Annotated in this window: 19 protein-coding genes; 14 read left to right on the top strand and 5 right to left on the bottom strand. The window is 71.9% G+C overall.

What is annotated here, in order from left to right; genetic code table 11:
• Positions 1–8 precede the first annotated feature (8 nt).
• The 14 genes from RM704_RS17525 to pgi all read left to right on the top strand — a co-directional run bounded on the left by RM704_RS17525 (position 9) and on the right by pgi (position 19,114).
• A complete protein-coding gene (locus tag RM704_RS17525; RefSeq protein ID WP_033526628.1) occupies positions 9–2,816 on the top strand; it encodes a PAS domain S-box protein in 2,808 nt (935 codons plus the stop codon).
• Between the two features lie 307 nt (positions 2,817–3,123).
• Positions 3,124–3,795 (top strand): response regulator transcription factor, encoded by a 672-nt coding sequence (locus RM704_RS17530; RefSeq protein WP_033526627.1) that lies wholly within the window; start codon positions 3,124–3,126, stop codon positions 3,793–3,795.
• Between the two features lie 91 nt (positions 3,796–3,886).
• A complete protein-coding gene (gene uvrC, locus RM704_RS17535) occupies positions 3,887–5,974 on the top strand; it encodes an excinuclease ABC subunit UvrC (protein ID WP_033526626.1) in 2,088 nt (695 codons plus the stop codon).
• Positions 5,971–7,041, top strand: coding sequence for an RNase adapter RapZ (gene rapZ / locus RM704_RS17540; RefSeq protein ID WP_078937059.1), 1,071 nt, complete (start codon positions 5,971–5,973; stop codon positions 7,039–7,041). The genes uvrC and rapZ overlap by 4 nt, the downstream gene beginning before the upstream one ends.
• Positions 7,038–8,108, top strand: a complete 1,071-nt coding sequence (locus RM704_RS17545; protein ID WP_033526624.1) for a gluconeogenesis factor YvcK family protein — start codon at positions 7,038–7,040, stop codon at positions 8,106–8,108. Before rapZ ends, RM704_RS17545 begins: the two co-directional genes overlap by 4 nt.
• Positions 8,099–9,088, top strand: coding sequence for a DNA-binding protein WhiA (whiA, locus tag RM704_RS17550; RefSeq protein WP_033526623.1), 990 nt, complete (start codon positions 8,099–8,101; stop codon positions 9,086–9,088). The genes RM704_RS17545 and whiA overlap by 10 nt, the downstream gene beginning before the upstream one ends.
• Positions 9,089–9,267: 179 nt before the next feature.
• Positions 9,268–12,222 carry a M14 family metallopeptidase gene (locus tag RM704_RS17555; protein WP_033526622.1) on the top strand — a complete coding sequence of 985 codons (2,955 nt, stop codon included), beginning with the start codon at positions 9,268–9,270 and terminating at the stop codon, positions 12,220–12,222.
• Between the two features lie 269 nt (positions 12,223–12,491).
• Positions 12,492–13,502, top strand: a complete 1,011-nt coding sequence (gene gap / locus RM704_RS17560; RefSeq protein ID WP_033526621.1) for a type I glyceraldehyde-3-phosphate dehydrogenase — start codon at positions 12,492–12,494, stop codon at positions 13,500–13,502.
• Between the two features lie 136 nt (positions 13,503–13,638).
• Positions 13,639–14,850 carry a phosphoglycerate kinase gene (locus tag RM704_RS17565; protein ID WP_033526620.1) on the top strand — a complete coding sequence of 404 codons (1,212 nt, stop codon included), beginning with the start codon at positions 13,639–13,641 and terminating at the stop codon, positions 14,848–14,850.
• A gap of 6 nt (positions 14,851–14,856) precedes the next feature.
• Positions 14,857–15,633 carry a triose-phosphate isomerase gene (gene tpiA / locus RM704_RS17570; RefSeq protein ID WP_033526619.1) on the top strand — a complete coding sequence of 259 codons (777 nt, stop codon included), beginning with the start codon at positions 14,857–14,859 and terminating at the stop codon, positions 15,631–15,633.
• Between the two features lie 218 nt (positions 15,634–15,851).
• The gene (gene secG / locus RM704_RS17575) at positions 15,852–16,082 is read left to right on the top strand and encodes a preprotein translocase subunit SecG (protein WP_029181151.1); all 231 of its coding nucleotides are present in this window, start codon (positions 15,852–15,854) and stop codon (positions 16,080–16,082) included.
• Between the two features lie 228 nt (positions 16,083–16,310).
• Positions 16,311–16,646, top strand: a complete 336-nt coding sequence (locus RM704_RS17580; RefSeq protein WP_003957010.1) for an RNA polymerase-binding protein RbpA — start codon at positions 16,311–16,313, stop codon at positions 16,644–16,646.
• A gap of 44 nt (positions 16,647–16,690) precedes the next feature.
• Entirely contained in the window at positions 16,691–16,888 is a 198-nt protein-coding gene (locus RM704_RS17585) for a hypothetical protein (RefSeq protein ID WP_033526618.1), read from the top strand.
• 573 nt (positions 16,889–17,461) lie between these two features.
• Entirely contained in the window at positions 17,462–19,114 is a 1,653-nt protein-coding gene (gene pgi, locus RM704_RS17590; protein WP_033526617.1) for a glucose-6-phosphate isomerase, read from the top strand.
• A gap of 88 nt (positions 19,115–19,202) precedes the next feature.
• On the opposite strand, the gene fabG is transcribed toward pgi, so the two are convergent.
• The 5 genes from fabG to avaA7 are packed head-to-tail and all read right to left on the bottom strand — an operon-like array spanning position 19,203 to position 26,155.
• Positions 19,203–19,919, bottom strand: a complete 717-nt coding sequence (fabG, locus tag RM704_RS17595; RefSeq protein ID WP_033526616.1) for a 3-oxoacyl-ACP reductase FabG — start codon at positions 19,917–19,919, stop codon at positions 19,203–19,205.
• Positions 19,916–21,571 carry an MFS transporter gene (locus RM704_RS17600; protein WP_078937058.1) on the bottom strand — a complete coding sequence of 552 codons (1,656 nt, stop codon included), beginning with the start codon at positions 21,569–21,571 and terminating at the stop codon, positions 19,916–19,918. The genes fabG and RM704_RS17600 overlap by 4 nt, the downstream gene beginning before the upstream one ends.
• Positions 21,568–23,055, bottom strand: coding sequence for a nitrosuccinate lyase (locus tag RM704_RS17605; RefSeq protein ID WP_052145962.1), 1,488 nt, complete (start codon positions 23,053–23,055; stop codon positions 21,568–21,570). Before RM704_RS17605 ends, RM704_RS17600 begins: the two co-directional genes overlap by 4 nt.
• Before the next feature lie 2 nt (positions 23,056–23,057).
• Positions 23,058–25,238, bottom strand: a complete 2,181-nt coding sequence (locus RM704_RS17610) for an FAD/NAD(P)-binding protein (protein WP_033526615.1) — start codon at positions 25,236–25,238, stop codon at positions 23,058–23,060.
• Entirely contained in the window at positions 25,235–26,155 is a 921-nt protein-coding gene (gene avaA7 / locus RM704_RS17615; RefSeq protein WP_033526614.1) for a 3-diazoavenalumate denitrifying reductase, read from the bottom strand. The genes RM704_RS17610 and avaA7 overlap by 4 nt, the downstream gene beginning before the upstream one ends.
• Position 26,156 lies beyond the last annotated feature (1 nt).

Raw genomic sequence — 26,156 nt, forward strand, 5'->3', positions numbered from 1 at the left:
GCCCGGCCGTGCTCCGCCCACCGCCCAGCCGACCAGCCCCCGCGCCGCGCCCCGCGGCGGAACCGGCGTCCCGCCGCGCCACGACCGCGGACACCGTCCCGTTCCTGGCCCGGCTGCGCGTCGGCCGCAAGCTGACGCTGCTCGTCCTGCTGCCGGTCACCGTCCTGCTGGCCGTCACCGCGTTCGCCGCCGTCGCCCAGTGGCGGGAGGCACGGACCCTGCGCGACTTCGACACCGCGATCGAGGTGTCCTTCGAGATCAGCCAGGTCTCCGACGCCGTCGCCCGCGAGCGCATCGCCGCGGTGGAGGCCCGGCTGAGCGTCGGCGCGGACACCCTGCGTCGGCGGTCGGAGGCCCAGCGGATCACCGACCACACGCTGCGACGGGCCTTCGAGGAGACGGTCGGCCGGACGGAGGCCGACGACGCCGGGATCCTCGACGCCGTACGCCGCCAACTGCATGCCCTCAGGGTCCAGACGGGCACCGGGTCGCTGGAGGCGCAGACCGTCGCCCAGCGGTACGGGGCCATCGAGAACAAGGTGGTCGACATCGTCGCCGATCTCGAAGCCGGGCGCCCCACCAGGGCTTCGGGCCGGGCGGCGGACGCCCACATCGCGATGCTGCGGGCCGTCGCCGCCGCCGAGAGCGAACGCGCGGAGCTCGCCATCCTCTTCCACACGCCGAGCGACGGACACGCCACCGCCACCGCGGGCCGCTGGACCGAGCTGGAGAAGGCCCAGCTCAGGGCGTTCCAGCAGACCGCGTCGGACGAGCTGAAGGCCGAACTGCACACCGCCAGCTTCCGCGCCCCCGGACGCGCCGTCCGCACGGCCCGCGACCTGGTCGCCGACCCCGATCCCCGGCCCGCCGAGTGGCCCGCGTACGACGAGTGGCTCAGCGAGTCCGAGGACTACGCCGACGCCCTGCGCGGCATCCGTGACCGGGCCGCCCGGGAACTCGACGACACCGCCCACCGCGACCTGCGCACCACCCGTACCCGGACCTTCACCGAACTCACGGTCTGCCTCGTCGTCCTGGCCCTCGTCGTCTTCCTCGCGCTGATCCTGCGCCGCTCGATCACCCGCCCCCTCGGCCAGGTCTCCGAGGGCGCCCGGGCCCTGTCGGACGGCGACCTCTCGTACGACATCCGCTACACGGGACGCGACGAACTCGGCGACGTCGCCGACACGTTCCGCGAGCTGCGGGTGACCAGCGAGCGGCTGGCGGGCGAGATCCGGGCCATGAACACGGCGATCGACGCGGGCAAGCTCGGACACCGGGCCGACGTCGACTCCTTCGACGGCACCTGGGCCCAGCTGCTGGGCGGCATGAACGGCACCATGGCCTCCTTCGCCGCGGCCCACGGCCGGCGCCGACGGGCCGAACGGGAACTGGAGGGCATCTTCAACCTCTCCCTGGACCTGCTCTGCATCAGCGGCGTCGACGGCTACTTCAAGCGCGTCAACCCCGCCTTCGAACGCACCCTGGGCTATCCGGTCCGGACACTGACCTCCCGGCCGTTCCTCGACTTCGTCCACGAGGACGACCGGGCCAGCACCCGGGCGGCCGTGGCGCTGCTGGCGAGCGGCGCCGAGGTCGCCGAGTTCGAGAACCGGTACCTCCGTGCCGACGGCACCGAACGCTGGCTCCAGTGGAGCGCCCGGTCGGTCCCCGAGGAGGGCCTCGTCTACGCCGCCGCCCGCGACGTCACCGAGAGCCGCCGGGCCGCGCTCGAACAGGCCGCGCTGCGCCGGGTCGCCACCGCGGTCGCGCGCGGCGTGCCGCCGTCCGACGTGTTCGCGACGGTGGCCGAGGAGGTCGCGTCGCTGCTGGGCACGGCCGCGGCCGTCATACGGTACGAGCCCGACGGCGGCATCAAGGTCCTCGGGATCGCGCACGCGCGCGTGGACGACGTCGAGGCCGCCTGCCTGACCCGCCGGGAGGCGCCCGCCAGGACCATCGACGAGGTGGCCCGGACCCGGTGCGTGGCCCGGTCGGAGACCTCCGTGGGCGCCCCGATCGTCGTGGACGGCCGCATCTGGGGAGTGGTCGTGGCCGCCTCGCTGCTCGACCCGCTGCCCGACGGTGCCGAATCGCGGCTCGCCGACTTCACGGGGCTGATCGCCACCGCGATCGCCAACGCCGACAGCCGGGACCAGCTGACCGCCTCACGCGCGCGCGTGGTGGCCGCGGGCGACGCCTCACGGCGCCGCATCGAACGCGACCTGCACGACGGCGTCCAGCAGCGCCTGGTCTCCCTCCAGCTGGAGCTGCGGATGACGGAGACCCTGGTGGACGACCCCTCCTCGGAGCTCGCCCGGCAACTGGACCACCTCGCCAAGGGCCTCGACGACACCTTCCAGGACCTGCTCCAGGTCGCCCGGGGCATCCACCCGTCCGTCCTCTCCAAGGGCGGTCTGGGCCCCGCCCTGCGCTCGCTGGCCCGCCGCTGCGCCATCCCCGTGGAGCTGGACCTCGGATTCGCCCGCACCCGCTTCCCGGAACAGGTCGAGGTGGCCGCGTACTACGTCACCTCCGAGAGCCTCACCAACGCCGTCAAGCACGCGCGCGCGAGCGTGGTGACCGTGGCGGCCGAGGAACACCCCGGCGTGCTGGAGCTGCTCATCCGGGACGACGGCGTCGGGGGAGCCGAACCCGACAAGGGATCGGGACTGATCGGGCTCATCGACCGGGTGGAAGCGATCGGCGGCAGGTTGACGGTCACCAGCCCGCCCGGCGAAGGGACGACGTTGAGCGTGCGGCTGCCGCTGCCCCCGCCCGGGGAGGCCGCGACGGCCGGCGCGACGCGCGTGTGACCGCCCGAAGCGTACGCGGTGAGGCCCGTTCAAAGGGGGGAGTCCGGGTCTCGGTACGGGCGTACGTTCCGGGCGGTCGAATCGGACGGCGGAGACGGCCGTCCGGCTCTCGGGCATGCGGAGGTCTCGCCGTCTCTCGTCAGAGGCGCCGGTTCCACCCGCGGCTGCGCTTCTTCGAGCATTGCGGGCAAACGTTCAGGTGTCTTCACGGCCCGCCCCCAACTAGGCTTCCGGCTAGCCGTAAGACCGTGTTCAGGCAGGCTGTCAGGACGAACAGGACAGGTCGGGCAAGGGGGAGGCCGAGACCATGGAGGCCGATCAGAATCCGGTGCGCGGGCGAGTGGTGCTCGCGGACGACGACGTGCTCCTGCGGGAGGGGCTGGCGAGCCTCTGCGAGCGCGTCGGCTACGAGGTGACCGGGCAGGCCGGCGACGCCGCCGGGCTCCTGGAGCTGGTGGAGAACGAGCTCCCGGACATCGCGATCGTCGACATCCGGATGCCGCCGACGCAGTCGACGGAGGGGCTGAAGGCCGCGCGGGAGATCCGGGAGCGGTATCCGTCGGTCGGGATCCTCGTGCTGTCGGCGTTCGTCGAGGTGGAGGACGCGCTGGAGCTGCTGGCCGGCGGGCGCAGCATCGGGTATCTGCTCAAGAGCCGGATCACCGTCGTGGACGAGTTCCTGGAGACGCTGGACAGGATCCGGCGGGGCGGGTCGGTGGTGGACCCGTCTCTGGTGCAGGAACTGGTCGCCGCGCAGAGACGTGACGATCCGCTGTCGATGCTCAGCAACCGGGAGCGGGAGGTTCTCGGCCTGATGGCCGAGGGGCGGTCCAACGCGGGGATCGGCCGTCGGCTGTGGGTCACCGAGGGGACGGTCGAGAAGCATGTGCGGAGCATCCTGGGGAAGCTGAGGCTGCCCGAGGAGCCGGACGACCACCGCCGGGTGCTGGCCGTGCTGACGTTCCTGGAGACGCGCTAGGCGCACCGGCCTCACCCGTGGCGCGTGACGGGACGGGGCCTTGTCCACAGGGCCCCCCGGGTTGTCACTCCCCGCCAGTAGGGTGTGGAGCATGGCCGATCCCTCCAGCTACCGCCCCAGCCCGGGGCAGATCCCGGACTCCCCCGGGGTGTACAAGTTCCGTGACGAGCACCGCCGGGTGATCTACGTCGGGAAGGCGAAGAGCCTGCGTCAGCGCCTGGCCAACTACTTCCAGGACCTGGCCGGCCTTCATCCGCGCACCCGCTCGATGGTCACCACGGCCGCCTCCGTGGAGTGGACCGTGGTGTCCACGGAGGTCGAGGCGCTTCAGCTGGAGTACTCCTGGATCAAGGAGTTCGACCCCCGCTTCAACGTCAAGTACCGCGACGACAAGAGCTACCCGTACCTCGCCGTCACGATGAACGAGCAGTACCCGCGCGTGCAGGTGATGCGCGGTCACAAGAAGAAGGGCGTGCGGTACTTCGGGCCGTACGCCCACGCGTGGGCGATCCGCGACACCGTCGACCTGCTGCTGCGCGTGTTCCCCGTACGCACCTGCTCCGCCGGGGTCTTCAAGAACGCGACCCGCACCGGCCGCCCCTGTCTGCTCGGCTACATCGGCAAGTGCTCGGCCCCCTGCGTCGACCGGATCTCCGCCGAGGACCACCGCGAACTGGCCGACGAGTTCAGCGATTTCATGGCCGGGCGCACGGGCACGTACATCCGTCGGCTGGAGAAGCAGATGACGGACGCGGCCGAGGAGATGGAGTACGAGCGGGCCGCCCGGCTGCGTGACGACATCGAGGCCCTGAAGAAGGCCATGGAGAAGAACGCGGTCGTGCTCGCCGACGCGACCGACGCCGACCTCATCGCCGTCGCCGAGGACGAGCTGGAGGCGGCCGTCCAGATCTTCCACGTCCGCGGCGGACGGGTGCGCGGCCAGCGCGGCTGGGTCACCGACAAGGTCGAGGCCGTCACCACCGGTGACCTCGTCGAACACGCGCTCCAGCAGCTGTACGGCGAGGAGACGGGCGACTCCGTGCCCAAGGAGGTCCTCGTCCCGGCGCTGCCCGACCCCGTCGGACCCGTGCAGGAATGGCTCACCGGCCGCCGAGGGGCGGGCGTCTCCCTGCGCATCCCGCAGCGCGGGGACAAGAAGGCGCTCATGGAGACGGTCGCGCGCAACGCCCAGCAGTCGCTCGTGCTGCACAAGACCAAGCGCGCCTCCGACCTCACCACCCGCTCCCGCGCCCTGGAGGAGATCGCCGAGGCCCTCGACCTGGACAGCGCGCCGCTCAGGATCGAGTGCTACGACATCTCCCACCTCCAGGGCGACGACGTCGTGGCCTCCATGGTCGTCTTCGAGGACGGGCTGGCCCGCAAGAGCGAGTACCGCCGCTTCCAGATCAAGGGCCGGGTCGGAGACACCCAGGTCTGGCACGGCGAGGGACAGGACGACGTCCGCTCCATGCACGAGGTCATCGCCCGCCGCTTCCGGCGCTACCTCGCGGAGAAGGAGAAGACCGGCGAGTGGGTCGAGGAGGAGGACGGGAACGCCGGGCACGAGGGGAACGCCTTCACCGAGGAGGACGGCCGCCCCAAGCGGTTCGCCTACCCGCCCCAGCTCGTCGTCGTCGACGGCGGGCAGCCGCAGGTGGCCGCCGCCCGCCGGGCGCTCGACGAACTGGGCATCGACGACATCGCCGTCTGCGGCCTCGCCAAGCGCCTGGAGGAGGTCTGGGTGCCCGGCGAGGACGACCCGGTGGTCCTGCCCCGCACCAGCGAGGGACTCTATCTGCTCCAGCGCGTCCGCGACGAGGCCCACCGCTTCGCCATCACCTATCAGCGCACCAAACGCGCCAAGCGCTTCCGGGCGAGCCCCTTGGACGACGTGCCCGGCCTCGGGGAGGCTCGCAAGCAGGCCCTGCTGAAGCACTTCGGCTCGCTGAAGAAGCTGCGCTCCGCGACGATCGAGCAGATCTGCGAGGTTCCCGGTATAGGGCGCAAGACGGCCGAGACGATCGCCGCGGCCCTCGCGCAGGTGGCTCCGGCCGCACCCGCCGTGAACACGGCGACCGGAGAGATCATGGAGGAAGAGGAGCCCGGTACGACGGCGGACCCCTCTGGGGAGCCCGTGGCCGCGGGTGCCCCGGACCGGCGGCGAGGGCAGGAGACATGACCGAGCACGACGAGCGTCCGGGACCCCCGGACCACGCAGAACCCCCTGAGCGCTCAGAGCGTCCAGAACAGCAGCACCACGAGCACACAGCGGAGCGCGGGTCGGCCCCCAGCGCGGCGGGCGACGACACCTCCCCGCACCCAGCGCCACAGGAAGACGGAGCACACGTGAGTACGGGCATCGAAACAGCCGGGGTCCCCGAGGCGGCCATCCCCGAGCTGGTCATCATCTCCGGCATGTCCGGCGCCGGACGGTCGACGGCCGCCAAGTGTCTGGAGGATCTCGGCTGGTTCGTCGTCGACAACCTGCCGCCCGCGCTGATCCCCACCATGGTGGAGCTCGGCGCCCGCTCCCAGGGGAACGTGGCGCGGATCGCGGTCGTCGTCGACGTCCGCGGCCGCCGCTTCTTCGACAACCTCCGCGACTCGCTCGCCGACCTGGAGACCAAGCACGTCACCCGGCGGATCGTCTTCCTGGAGTCCTCCGACGACGCCCTGGTGCGCCGCTTCGAGTCGGTGCGCCGCCCGCACCCCCTCCAGGGCGACGGCCGCATCGTCGACGGGATCGCCGCCGAGCGGGAGCTGCTGCGCGAGCTGCGCGGCGACGCCGACCTGGTCATCGACACCTCCAGCCTGAACGTGCACGAGCTGCGCGCCAAGATGGACGCCCAGTTCGCGGGAGAGGAGGAGCCCGAGCTGCGGGCGACCGTCATGTCCTTCGGCTACAAGTACGGCCTCCCCGTCGACGCCGACCTGGTCGTCGACATGCGCTTCCTGCCCAACCCGCACTGGGTCCCGGAGCTGCGCCCGTACACCGGCCTCAACGAGGAGGTCTCCGCGTACGTCTTCAACCAGCCCGGCGCCAAGGAGTTCCTCGACCGCTACACCGAGCTGCTGCAGATGATCGCCGCCGGCTACCGCCGCGAGGGCAAGCGGTACGTGACCATCGCGGTCGGCTGCACCGGAGGCAAGCACCGCTCGGTCGCCACGTCCGAGAAGCTGGCGGCCCGCCTCGCCTCCCAGGGCGTCGAGACCGTGGTCGTGCACCGGGACATGGGGCGCGAGTGACCGGACGTGCTGCTCTGCGGTTGGGCAGACTGCGCCGCGTCACCCCCGAGGGCCGAGCGGGCCAGCCCGCCGAGGCCCGCGGGGCAAGGCCTCGCCGTCGGGGTGCCCAGCCCAAGGTCGTCGCGCTCGGCGGCGGTATGGGCCTGTCGGCCTCGCTCGCCGCGCTGCGCCGGATCACCGGCGACCTCACCGCCGTCGTCACCGTGGCCGACGACGGCGGTTCCAGCGGACGCCTCCGTGACGAGCTGGGCGTCCTGCCGCCCGGCGATCTGCGCAAGGCGCTGGCCGCGCTCTGCGGCGACGACGACTGGGGCCAGACCTGGGCCCGCGTCATCCAGCACCGCTTCCAGTCCAAGGGCGACCTGCACGAGCACGCGGTCGGCAATCTGCTGATCGTCGCCCTGTGGGAACAGCTCGGCGACCACGTCCAGGCCCTCGACCTGGTGGGCAGGCTGCTCGGCGCCCAGGGCCGGGTGCTGCCCATGTCCGCGGTCCCGCTGGAGCTCCAGGCGCTGGTCAAGGGGCACGATCCGGCCCGCCCGGACGAGGTCGACACCGTGCGGGGGCAGGCGACCGTGGCGCTCACCCCCGGCGAGGTGCAGTCCGTGCACGTCGTGCCGCACGACCCGCCCGCCGTCCCGGAGGCCGTGGCCGCGGTCCGCGACGCCGACTGGGTGGTCCTCGGCCCCGGCTCCTGGTTCTCCTCGGTGATCCCGCACCTGCTCGTGCCCGAGTTGCTCGACGCCCTCACCGAGACCAAGGCCCGACTCGTGCTGTCGCTGAACCTCGCCCCGCAGCCCGGAGAAACCGATGGCTTCTCCCCGCAGCGTCATTTGGAGGTTTTGGCACGACACGCCCCTAAACTCGCCCTGGACGTGGTGCTGGCCGACGAGGCCGCCGTGCCCGACCGCGACTCCCTGACCGACGCCGCCAAAGGGTTCGGCGCCGCGGTCGAGCTGGCGCCGGTGGCCCGGACCGACGGATCTCCGCGGCATGATCCGGAGCTGTTGGCCGCCGCGTACGACCGTATTTTTCGGATGCATGGAAGGATCGGCCCATGGCGATGACGGCAGCGGTGAAGGACGAGATCTCCCGGCTACCCGTCACCCGGACCTGCTGTAGAAAGGCGGAGGTCTCGGCGATCCTGCGGTTCGCGGGCGGGCTGCACCTGGTGAGCGGCCGCATCGTGATCGAGGCGGAGCTGGACACCGCGATGGCGGCCCGCCGCCTCAAGCGGGACATCGCGGAGATCTTCGGCCACGGCTCCGAACTGATCGTGATGGCACCCGGCGGTCTGCGCCGCGGTTCCCGTTACGTCGTCCGGGTGGTCGCCGGCGGTGACCAGCTGGCCCGCCAGACCGGCCTGGTGGACGGGCGGGGCCGGCCGATCCGCGGTCTGCCGCCCCAGGTGGTCTCCGGGGCCACCTGCGACGCGGAGGCGGCCTGGCGCGGCGCCTTCCTGGCCCACGGCTCGCTCACCGAACCCGGCCGTTCGTCCTCCCTGGAGGTGACCTGCCCGGGCCCGGAGGCCGCCCTCGCACTGGTCGGCGCCGCCCGCCGGCTGTCGATCGGGGCGAAGGCGCGCGAGGTGCGGGGCGTGGACCGGGTCGTCGTACGGGACGGGGACGCCATCGGCGCGCTCCTGACCCGTCTCGGCGCCCACGAGTCCGTGCTGGCGTGGGAGGAGCGCCGGATGCGCCGCGAGGTCCGGGCCACGGCGAACCGGCTCGCCAACTTCGACGACGCCAACCTCCGCCGCTCGGCCCGTGCCGCCGTCGCCGCCGGCGCCCGGGTGGGCCGCGCCCTGGAGATCCTGGCCGACGACGTCCCCGAGCACCTCGCGGCAGCCGGACGACTGCGCATGGAGCACAAGCAGGCCTCCCTGGAGGAGCTGGGCGCGCTCGCCGACCCCCCGCTGACCAAGGACGCCGTCGCGGGACGGATCCGGCGGCTGCTCGCCATGGCCGACAAGCGCGCCTCGGACCTCGGCATCCCGGGGACCGAGGCCAGCCTCACCGAGGAGATGGCCGAGAATCTCGTGGGGTGACACCACCCCCGGAAAGCTCAACTCGCCGGTGCCGACGCTCATTTGGGGCTGTCGGCACCGGCTTCCCGCTTTCTGCGTGAATTCCGTGATTGGCCTGTGAGGCCTCCTTGACTTGGCCCAGATCTGACATGAGCCTGGCGTCTGTTCGCTACTGGGGTGAACCACTCCAAGGGGGGCTCATGAGACGAAGAGCGAGATCGATCCTCGCTGCCGGCGCGCTCCTGCTGGGCGGCGGTGCGGGACTCGCACCGCTCGCCCAGGCGGCCGAGAACGACGGCTCGGACACCGAGGAAGTCAAGGTCTTCCGCGCCGAGGTGACGAAGAAGCAGATACCGCTGCTGCTCGCGGCCGGGCAGGACGGTCACGAACTCAGCGAGCAGGCGCCGGAGAAGGGCACCGCGTCGGTCGAGGTCTACCTCACCGACAAGCAGGCGGACGCCCTCGAGGAGCAGGGCGTCGAGCTGAGGGAACACCGCCTCACCAGCAAGGCGGAGGCGCGCGTGGACGCGGCGGGCGACGGGGTCTACCGCCCCTACAGCGGCGCCGGCAACCTCAAGGAGGAGATCCTCCGGACGGGTCAGGAGCACCCCTCCCTGACCAAGGTGGTCTCCCTCGGCAAGACCCTGCGGGGCCAGGACATCCTCGCGGTCAAACTCAGCAAGAACGCGAAGAAGACCAAGGACGGCGCCAAACCGTCCGTGCTGTACCTGTCCAACCAGCACGCCCGTGAGTGGATCACGCCGGAGATGACCCGGCGCCTGATGCACCACTACCTGGACAACTACAAGACGGACAAGCGGATCAAGAAGATCGTCGACTCCACCGAGCTGTGGTTCGTGATCTCCGCCAACCCGGACGGCTACGACTTCACGCACCAGGCCGACGGCAACCGCCAGTGGCGCAAGAACCTGCGGGACGTCAACGGCGACAACGCCATCACCGTCGGCGACGGCGTCGACCTCAACCGCAACTTCGCCTACAAGTGGGGCTACGACAACGAGGGCTCCTCCCCGTTCCCCACCAGCGAGACCTACCGCGGCGACGGCCCGAACTCGGAGCCCGAGACCAAGGTCCTGGACGCCTTCGAGAAGCGCATCGGCTTCGAGTACGGCATCAACTACCACTCGGCCGCCGAACTCATCCTCTACGGCGTCGGCTGGCAGGTGGCCAGCCCCAGCCCCGACGACGTGCTCTACAAGTCGCTGGCCGGCACCCCGGAGAACCCCGCGATCCCCGGGTACCACCCCCAGCTCTCCTCCGAGCTGTACACGACGAACGGCGAGGCGAACGGCCACGCCTCCAACGTCAACGGCGCGGCGTTCTTCACCCCCGAGATGTCGACCTGCCAGACCGCGTCGAACATCGACCCGGACGATGCCTGGAAGCCCGAGGACTGCGCCTCGGTCTTCACGTTCCCGGACGACGAGAAACTGATCCAGCAGGAGTTCGAGAAGAACATCCCCTTCGCGCTCTCCGTCGCCGAGTCCGCCGTCAAGCCCGACCAGCCGAAGTCCTCGGTCGGCATCGACGCCCCCGACTTCACCCCGGCCGCCTTCACCACGTCGTACTCGCGCGGCGCCGATCAGACGATCTCCGTCGTCGCCCGCAAGTCCGTGCGCGACAAGGAGCTGAAGTACCGGATCAACGGCCGCGGCCGTACGTACGACCAGACGCTCAAGGCCTGGAAGGGCGGTGAGACGTTCGGCGGCGCGGACAACCTGTACTTCGACGAGTACCGGGCCAAGGTGCAGGACGGCGAGCCGGGCGACAAGGTCGAGATCTGGTTCACCGGCGAGACGAAGAGCGGCAAGCCGACCAAGAGCGAGCGCTTCACCTACACGATCGCCGAACGCCCCAAGGCCGACACGCTCGTCGTCGCCGAGGAGGGCGCGACCGCGACCCAGACACAGGTCTATGTGGACGCGCTGAAGGCCAACGGCAAGAAGGCGCTCGTCTGGGACGTCGCGACCCAGGGCGCGCCCGACGCGCTCGGCGTGCTGAAGCACTTCAAGCAGGTCGTGCACTACACGGGCGCCGTCCGGCCGGGCGTCGCCACCCAGCTCGCCCTGCGCGCCTACCTCAACGAGGGCGGCAAGCTGATCGAGGCGGGCGAGAGCGCCGGCGGCTCCGTGGACCTCGGCGGCGGCACCCTGTCGAACGATTTCAGCCAGTACTACCTGGGCGCCTACAGCCGTACCTCCCTGCCGAACGCCACCGCCTTCGCGGGTCTGGCCAAGCTCGACGGCTTCTCGGGAACCCTCGGCGACGCGCCCGGGAACCCGCTGAACACCGCCGGATCGTTCGGTGTCACCTCCGACGCCCTGCCCGTGGAGACGTTCCCGCAGTTCGCGAGCGCCGGCGCGGGCCAGTACCCCGGGACCGTCAACCCGTACGGCCCGTACGCGGGCGCGTCCATGGCGGCCGCCACGCACACCGACTACGCCTGGAACCGGCTCACCCGCACCATCGACCTCACCTCGGTCACGGCGGCGGACAAGCCCACCCTGCGCACCCAGCTGCTGTGGAGCACGGAGGAGGGCTACGACCACGCCCTCCTGGAGGCGCACACGGTCGGCGCGGACGACTGGACGACGCTGCCGGACACCGGCGGTGCCACCTCCACCACCGTGCCCACCGAGTGCGAGGCCGGGTTCTTCGTCCAGGGCCATCCGGCCCTGAAGCGGTACCTGACCGTGGGCTCCGGGGGTTGCACGCCCAGCGGCACCAGCGGCGCCTGGAACAGCTTCACCGGGGCCTCGGACGGCTGGCAGCAGGTCGAGTTCGACCTGTCCGCCTACGCCGGCAAGACGGTCGAGGTGTCGCTCAGCTACGTCACCGACCCCGGCAGCGGCGGTCGCGGCCTCCTCGCCGACAACGCCTCCGTCGTCATCGGCGGCACGCCCGGCGCGGTGGAGGGCTTCGAGACGTCGCTCGGTGCCTGGAGCACCCCCGGCCCGCCCGCGGGCAGCCCGGCGGTCGTGAAGGACTGGGGGCTGTCGGGTGAACTGTTCAAGACCTTCGGCGCGGTCACCACGGACGACACGGTGCTGCTGGGCTTCGGTCTGGAGCAGGTCGTCTCGGCGGCCGACCGCAAGGCACTGCTCGGCAAGGCGCTGGCGGCGCTGAAGGACTGAGCGCCGACTGGGCCGAACGGCTGAGGAAAGGCCTCGTGGGCGGCCCTCCGGACGTCTGAAATCAGATGATCGGGGGGCCGCTCAAAAGGTAATCACCTTGTAAAACCAGGGCGGTCCGTACCCCTACCGGTGAGTACGGACCGCACCGGCATGTATAGGGCATCTCGATGTCACTCGACGGGTGCCGGGGAGGTAGGGTCGTAGGCGGTCGGGGACATCCCATACAGCTCGCCGGCACTGAGCCGGCGTACCAACGAGGAGATCGGTTCGTGACGATCCGCGTAGGCATCAACGGCTTTGGCCGCATCGGTCGTAACTACTTCCGCGCGCTGCTGGAGCAGGGTGCGGACATCGAGATCGTGGCTGTCAACGACCTGGGTGACACCGCGACCACCGCTCACCTGCTGAAGTACGACACCATCCTGGGCCGTCTCAAGGCCGAGGTGTCGAACACCGCCGACACGATCACCGTGGACGGCCACACCATCAAGGTCCTCTCCGAGCGCAACCCCGCCGACATCCCGTGGGGCGAGCTGGGCGTCGACATCGTCATCGAGTCCACCGGCATCTTCACGAAGAAGGCCGACGCCGAGAAGCACCTCGCCGGCGGCGCCAAGAAGGTCCTCATCTCGGCTCCGGCCAAGGACGAGGACATCACCATCGTGATGGGCGTCAACCAGGACAAGTACGACCCGGCGAACCACCACGTCATCTCCAACGCCTCCTGCACCACCAACTGTGTGGCGCCGATGGCCAAGGTCCTCGACGAGAACTTCGGCATCGTCAAGGGTCTGATGACGACGGTCCACGCCTACACCAACGACCAGCGCATCCTGGACTTCCCGCACTCGGACCTGCGTCGCGCCCGCGCCGCCGCCGAGAACATCATCCCGACCACCACGGGCGCCGCGAAGGCCACCGCGCTGGTCCTCCCGCAGCTCAAGGGCAAGCTCGACGGCATCGCGATGCGCGTCCCGGTCCCGACCGGCTCGGCCACCGACCTGGTCGTCACGCTGCAGCGCGAGGTCACCAAGGACGAGGTCAACGCCGCGTTCAAGAAGGCCTCCGAGGACGGCGACCTCAAGGGCTACCTGGCCTACACCGAGGACCCGATCGTCTCCTCGGACATCGTCAGCGACCCGGCCTCCTGCACCTTCGACTCCTCCCTGACCATGGTCCAGGAGGGGAACTCGGTGAAGATCCTCGGCTGGTACGACAACGAGTGGGGCTACTCCAACCGCCTCGTCGACCTCACGGTCTTCGTCGGCGGCCAGCTCTGATCGACAGAGCGGGCACTTCCGTGTGAGAGCAGGGCTCGGGCGGCGCAGGGACGCGTCGCCCGAGCCCTGACTCACGTACACAAGCGGTTCCTCCTACGATCACGAGCACCACAAGTCCTCCTCGGGAGCCCTCTTCATGAAGACGATCGACGAGCTCCTCGCCGAGCCAGTCGCCGGCCGGCGGGTCTTCGTCCGCGCCGACCTCAACGTGCCGCTCGACGGCACCACCATCACCGACGACGGCCGCATCCGCGCCGTCCTGCCCACCGTGAAGGCGCTGGCCGAGGCGGGCGCGCGCGTCGTCGTCGCCTCCCACCTCGGCCGCCCCAAGGGCGCCCCGGACCCGGCCTTCTCCCTCGCCCCGGCCGCCGCCCGCCTCGGTGAACTCCTCGGCGCCGACGTGGCCTTCGCGACGGACACGGTCGGCGAGTCCGCCACCGCCACGGTCGCGGGCCTGACCGACGGCCAGGTCGCCGTGGTCGAGAACCTGCGCTTCAACGCCGGTGAGACGAGCAAGGACGACGCCGAGCGCGGCGCCTTCGCCGATCAGCTGGCCGCCCTCGCGGACGTCTACGTCGGCGACGGGTTCGGCGCGGTGCACCGCAAGCACGCCTCGGTCTTCGACCTCCCCGCCCGGCTGCCGCACTACGCCGGCTACCTCATCGCCACCGAGGTCGGCGTCCTGAGGAAGCTCACCGACGACGTCCAGCGCCCCTACGTCGTCGCGCTCGGCGGCGCCAAGGTCTCCGACAAGCTCGCCGTCATCGACCAGCTGCTCGGCAAGGCCGACCGCATCCTCATCGGCGGCGGCATGGCGTACACCTTCCTCAAGGCCAAGGGGTACGAGGTCGGCGGCTCCCTCCTCCAGGAGGACCAGCTCGACGCGGTCACCGAGTACCTGGAGCGCGCCGAGAAGACCGGCGTCGAACTGGTCCTGCCCGTCGACGCCGTCGTCGCGCCCGCCTTCCCGGACCTGAAGAGCAAGGCCCCGGCCGACGCCACCTCGGTCGCCGCGGACGCCATGCCCACCGGGCAGATGGGCCTGGACATCGGTCCTCAGTCCGCCACGCTGTACGCCTCGAAGATCGCCGACGCCGCCACCGTCTTCTGGAACGGCCCCATGGGCGTCTTCGAGCACCCCGATTTCGCCGAGGGCACCAAGGCGGTCGCCCAGGCACTCCTCGACTCCGAGGCCTTCACGGTCGTCGGCGGCGGAGACTCCGCCGCGGCCGTGCGCATCCTGGGCTTCGACGAGAACGCATTCGGCCACATCTCGACCGGTGGCGGCGCCTCCCTCGAATACCTCGAGGGCAAGACGCTCCCCGGCCTCGCCGCACTGGAGGACTGACCCTCAATGAGCACGCGTACGCCCCTGATGGCGGGCAACTGGAAGATGAACCTCAACCACCTCGAGGCCATCGCCCACGTCCAGAAGCTCGCCTTCGCCCTCGCCGACAAGGACTACGAGGCCTGTGAGGTCGCGGTCCTGCCGCCCTTCACCGACCTGCGCTCGGTCCAGACCCTGGTCGACGGCGACAAGCTCAAGATCAAGTACGGCGCCCAGGACCTCTCGGCCCACGACTCCGGCGCGTACACCGGCGAGATCTCCGGCCCGATGCTGGCCAAGCTCAAGTGCACGTTCGTGGCGATCGGCCACTCCGAGCGCCGCCAGTACCACGACGAGACCGACGAGATCGTCAACGCCAAGGTCAAGGCCGCCTACAAGCACGGCCTGACCCCGATCCTGTGCGTCGGCGAGGAGCTGGAGGTCCGCGAGGCGGGCAACCACGTCTCCCACACCCTCGCCCAGGTCGAGGGCGGCCTCAAGGACGTCCCTGCCGAGCACGCCGAGACCGTCGTCATCGCCTACGAGCCCGTCTGGGCCATCGGCACCGGCAAGGTCTGCGGCGCCGAGGACGCCCAGGAGGTCTGCGCGGCCATCCGCGCCAAGCTCGCCGAGCTGTACGGTCAGGAACTGGCCGACCAGGTCCGCATCCAGTACGGCGGCTCCGTCAAGGCCGGGAACGTCGCCGAGATCATGGCCCAGGCCGACATCGACGGCGCCCTCGTCGGCGGTGCCTCGCTGGACGCCGACGAGTTCGTCAAGATCGTGCGCTTCCGCGACCAGTGAGTCGCCGGGGCGCGGCCGGTGTCGACGAGTCGAGCGCGCGGAGGCCCGAAGGGCTGAGCACGGTCGGCTCGTCGACACCGGATCGGAGCGCCCCGGCGGCGAACCGAAGACCAGTGAGTAGGCGGTAGCAGCGAGACGTCGTACTCTTGCGGGGACCGGCCGCCGCGGCCGGTCCCCGCAGTCCATCAGAATCCGAGGAAGTTGGTCCAGCCGTGGTTATGGGGTTCTCGATCGCCCTGATCGTCTTCAGCCTGCTGATGATGCTGCTGGTGCTGATGCACAAGGGCAAGGGCGGCGGCCTCTCCGACATGTTCGGTGGCGGTATGCAGTCCTCCGTCGGCGGCTCCTCGGTCGCCGAGCGCAACCTCGACCGGATCACCGTCGTGGTCGGTCTGCTGTGGTTCGCGTGCATTGTCGTACTCGGCATCCTGATGAAGGTCAACAACTGACCCTCAGGCCGACACCGGCGAACAACGCGTCACGGACGCACCATTCCGCACGTAAAGCCCCATGCCGGGTACGCGACTTCGAGCGCGGCCTATCATGGGGCTTGCGTCTGTGGGCGGGATGTAACTCCAATCACTGGACGCGCGTTGGGCCTTACGTAGACTGAGGCGCTCGCAGCGAAGCGAAACGCCGACTCGCTTCGCCGCACCATCACGCAGGGAGTTACGACCGTGGCAAGTGGCAACGCGATCCGAGGAAGCCGGGTCGGGGCGGGGCCGATGGGCGAAGCCGAGCGCGGCGAGTCCGCACCCCGGCTGCGCATCTCCTTCTGGTGCTCCAACGGACACGAGACCCAGCCGAGTTTCGCCAGCGACGCACAGGTCCCCGACACCTGGGACTGCCCGCGCTGCGGCTTCCCGGCCGGACAGGACCGGGACAATCCGCCGGACCCACCGCGCACCGAGCCCTACAAGACGCACCTCGCCTACGTCCGTGAGCGGCGCAGCGACGCGGACGGCGAGGCGATCCTCGCCGAGGCGCTCGCCAAACTGCGGGGCGAGATCTAGCGAACGACACCGGCCGGGCACCGAGGGTGCCCGGCCGGAGGCGTATGGAGCTGGAGTTCGGGCTGATCGGCGGGGCCGTCGCCGACCGTGTGGAACAGCGGCGGGTCATGTGGGTCGTCGACGTCGTGCGGGGGCTGCTGGTGGCGGGCTTCGCGGGAGCCGTGGCCCTCGACGGGGCCTCCATCGCCCTGCTGCCGGGGTGGTGGGCCGGGAGGCCCTGGGCGCGGCGAGCGCCCGGTTGATGACCGGTCAGCAGGTCGCGGGCGGACTGGTGGCCATGCCGCCGCCCTCGTGGCTGTGCGACGTCGGGTTCGCGACGTGACGGCCGCCTACGCCGTGGCGGGCTCGCCGGGGGAGCGGTGAACGGACGCCTGGTGATCCGCGTCGGGAGAGCGCGGGCCGTGTGGCTCGCTTGTGGGGCGCGGATCGCGGGCGTTCATCGCGATGGGCACGGTGCGCAGTCCGGTGGCGCTCGCGGTGAGCCTCGCCGTGTTCGGCGCCATGGGGATGGTGTGCGCAACGTCAACACCACGACCGTGATGCACAGCGCACCCCCGTGCCGCCCCTCGGTGCCCTTTTGGGCGGAGCCGGCGCCACCGCCTGGAGGACGCACACGTCGGCCCTGCTCGCCGCCGCCGCCTTCTTCGTCGCGTCCGTCGGCACACTGATACCGGCGCTCAGGGCGGACGTATCTGTTGTTGTGCCCGACGACCGGGGGACGACAGCTCGTGTTCCGTCGTGATCAATTAGGTTGGAACGGCAGCGGGGCAAGGTACGCAGGCAGGACCAGGTAGGAAAGAAGGCTGAAGTCCGAGATGAACGCAGAAAGCCGTACCAGGCTCAACCAGACGCCGGAGTGGAACGCGCTGGCCGAGCACCGGGAGCAGCAGGGTGACGTCCAGCTGCGCGAGTTGTTCGCGGCCGACCCGGGACGCGGCGCCGGGTACACACTGGAGGTCGGCGATCTGCACGTCGACTACTCCAAGCATCTGGTCACCGACGAGACACTGCGGCTGCTGCGCGAGCTGGCCGTCGCGACCGACGTGTTCGGGTTGCGGGACGCCATGTTCCGCGGCGAGAAGATCAACACCACCGAGGACCGTGCCGTCCTGCACACCGCGCTGCGCGCCCCGCGCGACGCGGTGATCGAGGTCGACGGCGAGAACGTGGTGCCCGGTGTGCACGCCGTGCTCGACAGGATGGGCGGCTTCGCCGAGCGCATCCGCTCCGGCGAGTGGACCGGCCACACGGGCAGGCGTATCAAGAACGTCGTCAACATCGGGATCGGCGGCTCCGACCTCGGCCCGGCGATGGCGTACGAGGTGCTGCGCTCCTACACCGACCGCGATCTTACCGTCCGTTTCGTGTCCAACGTGGACGGGGCCGATCTGCACGAGGCGGTGCGGGACCTGGACGCGGCGGAGACGCTGTTCATCATCGCCTCCAAGACGTTCACCACGATCGAGACGATCACCAACGCGACCTCCGCGCGTGACTGGCTGCTCACCGAGCTGAAGGCCGGCTCCGAGGCCGTCGCCAAGCACTTCGTGGCGCTCTCGACGAACGCCGAGAAGGTGTCGGACTTCGGCATCGACACGGCCAACATGTTCGAGTTCTGGGACTGGGTCGGCGGGCGGTACTCCTACGACTCGGCCATCGGGCTGTCCCTGATGATCGCGATCGGTCCCGACCGCTTCCGGGAGATGCTCGACGGATTCCGGATCGTCGACGAGCACTTCCGTACGGCACCCGCCGAGTCCAATGTGCCCCTGCTGCTGGGCCTGTTGGGGATCTGGTACGGCAACTTCCATGACGCCCAGTCGCACGCGGTGCTGCCCTACAGCCACTACCTGTCCAAGTTCACCGCCTACCTCCAGCAGCTGGACATGGAGTCCAACGGCAAGTACGTGGGCCGGGACGGGGCGCCGGTGGAGTGGCAGACCGGGCCGGTCGTCTGGGGTACACCGGGGACGAACGGGCAGCACGCGTACTACCAGTTGATCCACCAGGGCACGAAGCTGATCCCCGCGGACTTCATCGGGTTCGCGGAGCCGGTCGCCGAGCTCAGTGACCCGCTCAAGGCGCAGCACGACCTCCTGATGGCCAACTTCTTCGCCCAGACCCAGGCGTTGGCCTTCGGCAAGACACCGGACGAGGTGCGGGCGGAGGGCGTGCCGGAGGAGCTGGTGCCGCACAAGACGTTCAAGGGGAACCACCCGACGACCACGATCCTGGCGAAGGAGCTGACCCCGTCGGTCCTCGGCCAGCTGATCGCGCTGTACGAGCACAAGGTGTTCGTCCAGGGTGCCGTGTGGAACATCGACTCCTTCGACCAGTGGGGCGTCGAGCTGGGCAAGGTCCTCGCCAAGCGCGTCGAGCCGGCGCTCACGGAAGGGGCCGAGGTACCGGGGCTGGACGAGTCCACGAAGGCCCTGGTCGCCAAGTACCGGGCGCTGCGCGGACGGTAGCCGTACGGGGTGGGGAGGCGGGCGGCCGCGCGACGTCCACTTCCCCACCCGGTCCGCGGGGCCCGGCGGTCCAGGGCCTCGCCGGGCCTCAGTGGCCCAGTCCGGCGCCCCCGTCGACGGGGATCACGGCGCCGCGTACGTACCCGGCGTCGGCCAGGAAGGCCACCGCCTCGGCGACCTCCTCGGGGGTGCCCAGGCGTCCGGCGGGGGTGGTCCGCAGCAGTGCGCTGCGCTGCTCCGCGGTGAGGGCGCGGCTCATGTCGGTCTCGGTGAGGCCGGGGGCGACGACGTTGCAGGTGATGTCGCGGGGGCCGAGTTCCTGGGTGAGGGAGCGGGCGAAGCCGACCAGACCGGCCTTCGCCGCGGCGTAGTTGGTCTGGCCGGGGGCGCCGCGCAGGGCGGCCGTGGAGGAGATCAGGACGATACGGCCGTGGCCCGCGCGCAGCATGCCCCGCACCGCGCGCTGGGCGACACGGAAGGCCCCGGTGAGGTTGGTGTCGACGACCGAGGTGAAGTCCGCCTCGGTCATCCGGACCAGCAGCCGGTCCTGGGCGGCGCCGGCGCCTGCGACCAGGACGGAGACCGGGCCGTGGGCGGTCTCCGCCTCCTTGAAGGCCTGGTCGATCTGACCGCTGTCCGTCACGTCGCACCGCACGGCGAGGAGACCCTCGGAGGCAGGAGGTCCCTCGCCCCGGTGGGTCACGGTGACCCGGTCCCCGGCCGCCGCGAAACGGCGGGCGACGGCGAGCCCGATGCCCCTGTTCCCGCCGGTGACGAAGACCGAACGGGCCGTGGCCTGTGTCATCGCGCTGTCCTTTTCTCCGTCGAGCCCGACGGGGTCTCCGTCGAGCCTGACGGGGTCTCCGCCGAGTCCGACGGGATCGTTGCCGAGTGTGGGGTGTTCTGTGCCGGGTCCGGCGCCCGGGTGCGCAGGCCCACGACGGCGACCGCGCATCCGACGAGCGCGAGGGCGGCGACGGAGAGCGTGGCGGCGTCCATGGCGTCGAGGAAGGCGCGGTCGGCGGTGGTGGCCAGGCCGGGCAGGTCCAGGGAACGGGACAGGGAGCGGGCCGCCTCGGGGGAGGAGCGGGCCTGTTCCTCGGCTGCCGGGGACAGGCCCGGTGTGGCGCCGGGCAGTTCGGCGTCGGCCATCCGCCGCCGGTAGACGCCGGAGAGGATCGAGCCGGCCAGCGCCACACCGAGGGTGCCGCCGACCTGCCGGGTGACGCTGTTGACGGCGGAACCGGCACCCGCGAGCTGCGGCGGCACCCCGCGCATCATCACGGCCGTGACCGGCGTGCCGACCAGGCCCATGCCGAAGCCCTGGATCCACAGCAGGACGGCGACGACCCAGAGGGGGGTGTGCCCGTCGAGCCATGCGTAGGCGACGTAGGTGAGGGCGGTGGCCAGGACGCCGGAAGCGACCGTCCAGCGGGCCGACCACAGGCGGCTCAGCGCCGGGGAGGCCTGACTGCCCAGGACGATGCCGACGGCGGCGGCGATCATCACCGTCCCCGCGTCGGCGGGGGAGAGGCCCCGGGGCCCCTGGAGGTAGAAGGCCGCGTAGAACAGGTGACCGGCCAGTGCCATGAAGGCGATCAGCAGGACCGCGCTGCCCGCCGTGAAGCCGGGCTGCCGGAACAGCCGCAGGTCCAGACTGGGCGTCGTGGACCTGCGCTGACCGGCGACGAACGCGGCCAGGAGCACACCGCCCAGCACCAGGGGCAGCAGGACGCGCGGGCCGTACCAGGAGCTGCCGCCGCCGAGTTCGATGACCCCGTAGACGACGCCGCCCAGGCCGAGCACCGACAGGGCGAGGCCCGGCAGGTCGAGCACCCGGCGACGGGAGCCGCCGAGGTCGGGGACGACGGCCAGGACCGCCAGCAGGCACAGGGCCACGATCGGTACGTTGACCAGGAACACCGAGCCCCACCAGAAGTGGCTGAGCAGTGCCCCGCCCGCGACGGGGCCGACGGCCACGCCGAGACCGCTCGACGAACTCCAGATCGCGATCGCCCGGGTGCGTTTCTCCTCCGGGGTGCTCTGCACGATGACCGTCAGCGTCGCGGGCATGAGCAGACCGCTGCCCGCTCCCATGAAGGCCCGCGCCACGATCAGCCACGCCGGGCTGTCCACGAACGCGCCCGCGCCGGAGGCCACGCCGATCAGCGCTAGCCCCGCGACCAGTGTGTTCCGGGGGCCGAAACGGTCGGCCAGCGCGCCACCCGCGAACAGGGTGCCGGCGACGACCAGGGTGTACGCGCTCGCCACCCACTCCAGTTCGCCGGGGGTGGCGCCCAGGCCCTCCACCGGGTCGGCGAGGGTGGTGACGGCGACGTTGAGGATCGAGGTGTCCAGCCAGATCAGCATCTGGGCGCAGACCACGACCAGGAGGACGGGCCAGGAGCGGGCGGGTGGGGCGGTCGGTGCCGCGGTCGTCCGGCTCACGGTGCTCACCGCGTGCCTCCGTTCTTCTCGTGATCGCGCGGCTCCGCGCCCAGCTCGTCGTATCTGCGCAGGGCCCGGTCGATCAGGGCCTCGGCCGCGCCCGTGTACCGGGCGGGGTCGAGCAGTTCGGAGAGCCGGTCGGGGGAGAACCGGGCGGACAGTTCCGGGTCGGCGGCCAGCACCGCGCTCAGGGGGCGGCCGGTGTCGGCGGCCTCGGCCGAGGCGGCGCTCAGGAGCTTCTTCGCGCGGACCTTGCCGAGCACCGGGGCCAGCGCCACGTTCAGGCGTTCGGTGACGATGGCGCCGCCGGTCAGGTCGAGGTTGGCCCGCATGCGCTCCGGGTGGACGATCAGCCCTTCCGCGAGCTCGACGGCGGTGTGCGTGGCACCGCCCGTCAGCCGCAGCGCCTCCCGCAACGGCTGCCACTCGGCGTGCCACGCCCCGGCGGGCCGCTCGTCCTCGGCGAGCAGACACTGCGCCAGCACGAGGGCGTGCGCGGGGACCTGCCGGGCGGCCGACACGATCAGCGTGGCCAGCGCGGGGTTCCGCTTCTGCGGCATGGCCGAGGAGGCGCCGCGCCCGGCCCCCGCCGGCTCGGACAGCTCACCGATCTCCGTCCGGGACAGCGTCTGCACGTCGAGCGCGAACTTCCCGAGCGCCCCGGTGACGAGCTGGAGCGCGGCCCCGAGTTCGGCGACGGGAGTCCGGACGGTGTGCCAGGGGAGCGTGGGCTCGGCGAGGCCCAGCGCTTCGGCGAACGGCTTGAGCAGCTCCAGCCCGCCCTCGCCGGGGTCGCCGCCGTCTGTTCCGTGGTCCGTTCCGCCGTCCGTTCCGGCCAGGCCCCCGCGGTCCATCACCGCGTACTCCCGATAAGCGGCCAATGTCCCGCCCGCTCCTCCCAGCTGCGCCGGAAGCCGCGCGGCGACCGCCCGGACCCGTACCGACGCGTCGGCGACCAGTTCCAGCCACCCCGCCGCCTTCAGCCCGAAGGTCGTCGGCACCGCGTGCCGGGCGAGGGTGCGGCCGGCGAGAACGGTGTGACGGTGGGCGTCGGCGAGGGAGGCGAGGGCGGCCATCACGCGGCGCAGGTCCGCCGCGATCAGATCGAGCACCCGACGGCCGATCAGCATCGCCGCCGAGTCCAGGATGTCCTGGCTGGTGGAGCCCCGGTGCACATACTCCGCGGCGGCCGGATCCCTCGCGGCGACGGCTTCGCCGAAGACGGTGACCAGGGCCACCACCGGGTTGGCGGCCGCCCGGGCGGCGTGGGCCAGCGCGACCAGGTCGAGCCGTTCCGCGCGGGCCGCCTCGGCGATGGTCCGCACGGCGGCGGCGGGCGTCAGCCCGACCGCGTGCTGGGCGCGGGCGAGGGCCACTTCGGCGTCCAGCATGGCCTGCAGCCACGCCTCGTCGGTCACCTCGGCCGCGACGGGTGTGCCCGCCCACGTGGGGGCGAGCAGGCCCGCGTCGGTGCCCGCGGACATCGCGTTCATGCTCATCGACTCCTCGTGCCGGATGTCCGTGGTGGGGGTGGAACGACGGGGACCTCGTGGCTCCCGGACCTCGGCCCCGGCCCCCGCTCCGGCCCCGGCGCCGGCCCTCGCTCCGACCCCGGCCCCCGCTCCGGTACCGGTTCGAGCCCCAGCGCCGCCCGGGCGATCGCGTCCGAGTCCTCCAGCGTCACCGAGCCGACGCCGGGCCTGATGCCGACCGCCGTCACCCAGCGCACCCCCTCCACCGGCACCCCGAAGGCGAACCGGTGCGGATGCGGCCGGCCCGCCGCGTCCACCAGCCGTGGCGGGCCGGCGGTGACCGCCAGCCCGCCGGGCTCGTGACCCGTCCCGCCCGGCAGCCGGTAGGGGCCGCACGCGCCGGACGCGAGCAGCCCGCGGAGCAGCGGGTCGGTGCTCCGCCGCAGGTCCACGGCGGGCAGCCGGGCCTCGACCAGGGCGGCGACCCGCACCGGAGGGTCGTCCACCGACTCGGCGTCCACGAGGAAACCGCCCTCGCCGGCGCCCTCCGCCACCTGGGCGCCGGGCGCCCACGCCCGTACGCGCATCCCCGGGCCGAGCACCTGCACGACCTCCGCCTCGATCAGCGCGATCAGCTGCTCGACACGGAAGGCGGGCGGGCCGATCGAGGTGAAGGCGTTCAACGGGGTGTACCAGCCGTCGAGTTCGGCGCGGTACGAATCGCCGGAGACTCCGCCGTGGTCGACGACGAGCCGGATCTCGTTGCGCAGGTCCCGCAGGGCGTCCAGCGCCGCCTTCAACGGGCCGTGCACATTGCCGCGGCGGGCCTCGGCGACGTCCCGGCGCAGATACGTCAGCAGCCAGCCGCGGAAGTCGGCCCGGCCGGTGAACCTCCGCTCGCCGTAGGGGTGTTCGATCCGCGTCCAGTCCCATCGCTCGCCGGGCGGGACCGCGTGACGGTCGAGCAGGGCCGCCTCGCCCCGTCCGTCCGCGTCCGCGCGGCACGACCGTACGAACTCCTCTGCCTCCTGCGGTCCCCGGGCTGCGCGGATCCACGCCTCGTGGTAGACGGTCCGTACCTCGCGGTCGACGAGCGGCCAGAGGTCCTGGCGGAAGCCCAGGGGGTGCCCGTCGGCCACCCGGCGGCGCAGCCCCGCGATGACGTCCGGGGTCAGGAAACGCGGCTCGTGGCGCCCGAGCGCGCCCTTCTCGTTCTCGCCCCGGGCGTGGTACGGGACGCCACGCCGCGAACCGGCGTACAGCACGGGCTCGTTGCCGCTCGGGAGGTACACGAGACCGGCCTCGCCCTCCTTGAACGTGCCGCCGCGGCCCTCGGTGAGCAGGGCCACGCAGTCGAAGAAGTTCAGGCCCAGTCCCCGCAGGGCGACCGGGGTACCCGGCGCGATCCCGCTCAGGTCGGCGTCGGCCGGGTTGGCCGGGGCCACGTAGGCGAGGCCGTGGCGGTCGGCGAAGGAGCGCAGCGCGCGCTCCTCCGTCGACGGCGTGAGAGCGCCGTGACCGAGGGCCAGCACCACCGCGTCGAGCCCCGACAGCCGGTCGCCGTTCGCCAGCGTCACCCGCTGCGAACGGCCCGCGACCGCCTCGCTCCGCCGGCCCGCGACCGCCTCGCCCCGCCGGCCCGAGGTGTCCTCGTTCCGCACGGTCGCGGGGTCGTCGGTCAGCGCGACCGCCGTCGTCCGGTGGGTGCGGACCGTCACATGGGCGGGAGCCGTGCGTAACAGGTGCCGGAAGACCCATTCCAGGTAGTGGCCGTGGAACGCGCGGGTCGGATAGGTGTCGGGGCCGAGCCGCCGGGCCTCCTCCACGACCCGCGCGGGCAGCGCCCGTACGACGTCCCGGCCGACCTCCTGACCGTGGTCGTACGCGCGGTCCTCCCCGGCGGCCCGGTCGCGGATCGCGCACGCCCAGGCGTACAGACTCGGTCCCGGCACCGACGGTCCCGCGCAGTCCACGCTGTCGTCGGTGAACAGGGTCACCTGGGAGGCGACCGTGTTCATCAGCAGCTCGCCCGGCTGGTCCGTGCGCCAGACCGCGCCCGCGCCCGGCGGGTACGGATCGACGAGGTGGACCTCGACCGGCCGCCCGACCCCGCCCGCGTTGGCGCAGATCCGCTCCAGCACGGACAGCCCGCGCGGACCGGCGCCGATCACACAGACGGCGAGGGCGTCCTCGGCACGGGTCATTCCTGGCCCAGCCCGTCACGCCAGCTCGGTCTGGCCGGCTTCCAGCCCAGGACGGTACGGGCCCTGTCGTTGGCGGCGCCGCGCGCGGAGGTGAGCTGGTGGGCCATGAACCAGCCGAGGAGCCGGGGCGCGAGGTCCGCCGGGACCGTGCGCGGGGAGGGAGCGGCGAGCATCCGGGCGAGGTGCGGCAGCCACTGCGCGGCGGGGGCCGGATCGTCGTCCGTCACATGGAACACCCCGGTGGCCTCGGACTCGACGGCCGTCACGGCCGCTCCCACCGCGTCCTCGACGTGCAGGAACGACATGATCCCGGCCCCGCCGCCCGGCAGCGGCAGCCGGCCGGCCTGCACGGATCGCGCGGTGGCGCCGGTGCGGGCGTACGCCGTGCGGCGGCCGTACAGGGTGCCGTAGCGCAGCACCACACCCTCCAGGGCGCCGGCCGTCACCTGCCGTTCCAGCTCGGCGACGGCCCGTACGGTCGAGGCCCAGCCGGGGTCGGGGGCGTCGACGTACAGGGGCGCCCCCTCGTCGAGGACCGGGCCGCCGGCCGGGGCGGCGGCGAAGGCGATGGACTGGGCGACCAGTCGGCGCGTGCCGGCCGCGCGGGCCGCCTCGATCAGGTGGGCGGTGCCCTCGACGCGCAGGCGGGCCGTGCGGACGAAGGCCTCCGGCGGGTCGTCCCGCAGCAGCCGCAGGGCGGACATCTGGTGGACGACCACCTCGGGCCGGGCGGCCGACACCGCCGACAGCACGGCCTCGCGGTCCAGGGCGTCGGCGACCACCACCTCGTCCGCCTCCGGGGCCCGGCCCCGTGACCCCTGCCGAACCAGGGCGCTCACCCGATGGCCCCGCGCCCGCAAGGCGCCCACCAGCGGATGTCCGACCACGCCGGTGGCCCCGGCGACGAGTACACGCATG

The sequence above is a fragment of the Streptomyces gottesmaniae genome, assembly GCF_031845845.1.
GTDB classification, from domain to species: Bacteria; Actinomycetota; Actinomycetes; order Streptomycetales; family Streptomycetaceae; genus Streptomyces; species Streptomyces akebiae.

What these genes read in the sequence shown, in the direction of transcription:
- RM704_RS17530 (WP_033526627.1), top strand. Translation starts at nt 3,124, where the DNA reads ATGGAGGCCGATCAGAATCCGGTGCGCGGGCGAGTGGTGCTCGCGGAC.
- uvrC (WP_033526626.1), top strand. Translation starts at nt 3,887, where the DNA reads ATGGCCGATCCCTCCAGCTACCGCCCCAGCCCGGGGCAGATCCCGGAC.
- rapZ (WP_078937059.1), top strand. Translation starts at nt 5,971, where the DNA reads ATGACCGAGCACGACGAGCGTCCGGGACCCCCGGACCACGCAGAACCC.
- whiA (WP_033526623.1), top strand. Translation starts at nt 8,099, where the DNA reads ATGGCGATGACGGCAGCGGTGAAGGACGAGATCTCCCGGCTACCCGTC.
- RM704_RS17555 (WP_033526622.1), top strand. Translation starts at nt 9,268, where the DNA reads ATGAGACGAAGAGCGAGATCGATCCTCGCTGCCGGCGCGCTCCTGCTG.
- RM704_RS17565 (WP_033526620.1), top strand. Translation starts at nt 13,639, where the DNA reads ATGAAGACGATCGACGAGCTCCTCGCCGAGCCAGTCGCCGGCCGGCGG.
- tpiA (WP_033526619.1), top strand. Translation starts at nt 14,857, where the DNA reads ATGAGCACGCGTACGCCCCTGATGGCGGGCAACTGGAAGATGAACCTC.
- secG (WP_029181151.1), top strand. Translation starts at nt 15,852, where the DNA reads ATGGGGTTCTCGATCGCCCTGATCGTCTTCAGCCTGCTGATGATGCTG.
- RM704_RS17585 (WP_033526618.1), top strand. Translation starts at nt 16,691, where the DNA reads ATGGAGCTGGAGTTCGGGCTGATCGGCGGGGCCGTCGCCGACCGTGTG.
- pgi (WP_033526617.1), top strand. Translation starts at nt 17,462, where the DNA reads ATGAACGCAGAAAGCCGTACCAGGCTCAACCAGACGCCGGAGTGGAAC.
- fabG (WP_033526616.1), bottom strand. Translation starts at nt 19,919, where the DNA reads ATGACACAGGCCACGGCCCGTTCGGTCTTCGTCACCGGCGGGAACAGG.
- RM704_RS17605 (WP_052145962.1), bottom strand. Translation starts at nt 23,055, where the DNA reads ATGAACGCGATGTCCGCGGGCACCGACGCGGGCCTGCTCGCCCCCACG.
- RM704_RS17610 (WP_033526615.1), bottom strand. Translation starts at nt 25,238, where the DNA reads ATGACCCGTGCCGAGGACGCCCTCGCCGTCTGTGTGATCGGCGCCGGT.
- avaA7 (WP_033526614.1), bottom strand. Translation starts at nt 26,155, where the DNA reads ATGCGTGTACTCGTCGCCGGGGCCACCGGCGTGGTCGGACATCCGCTG.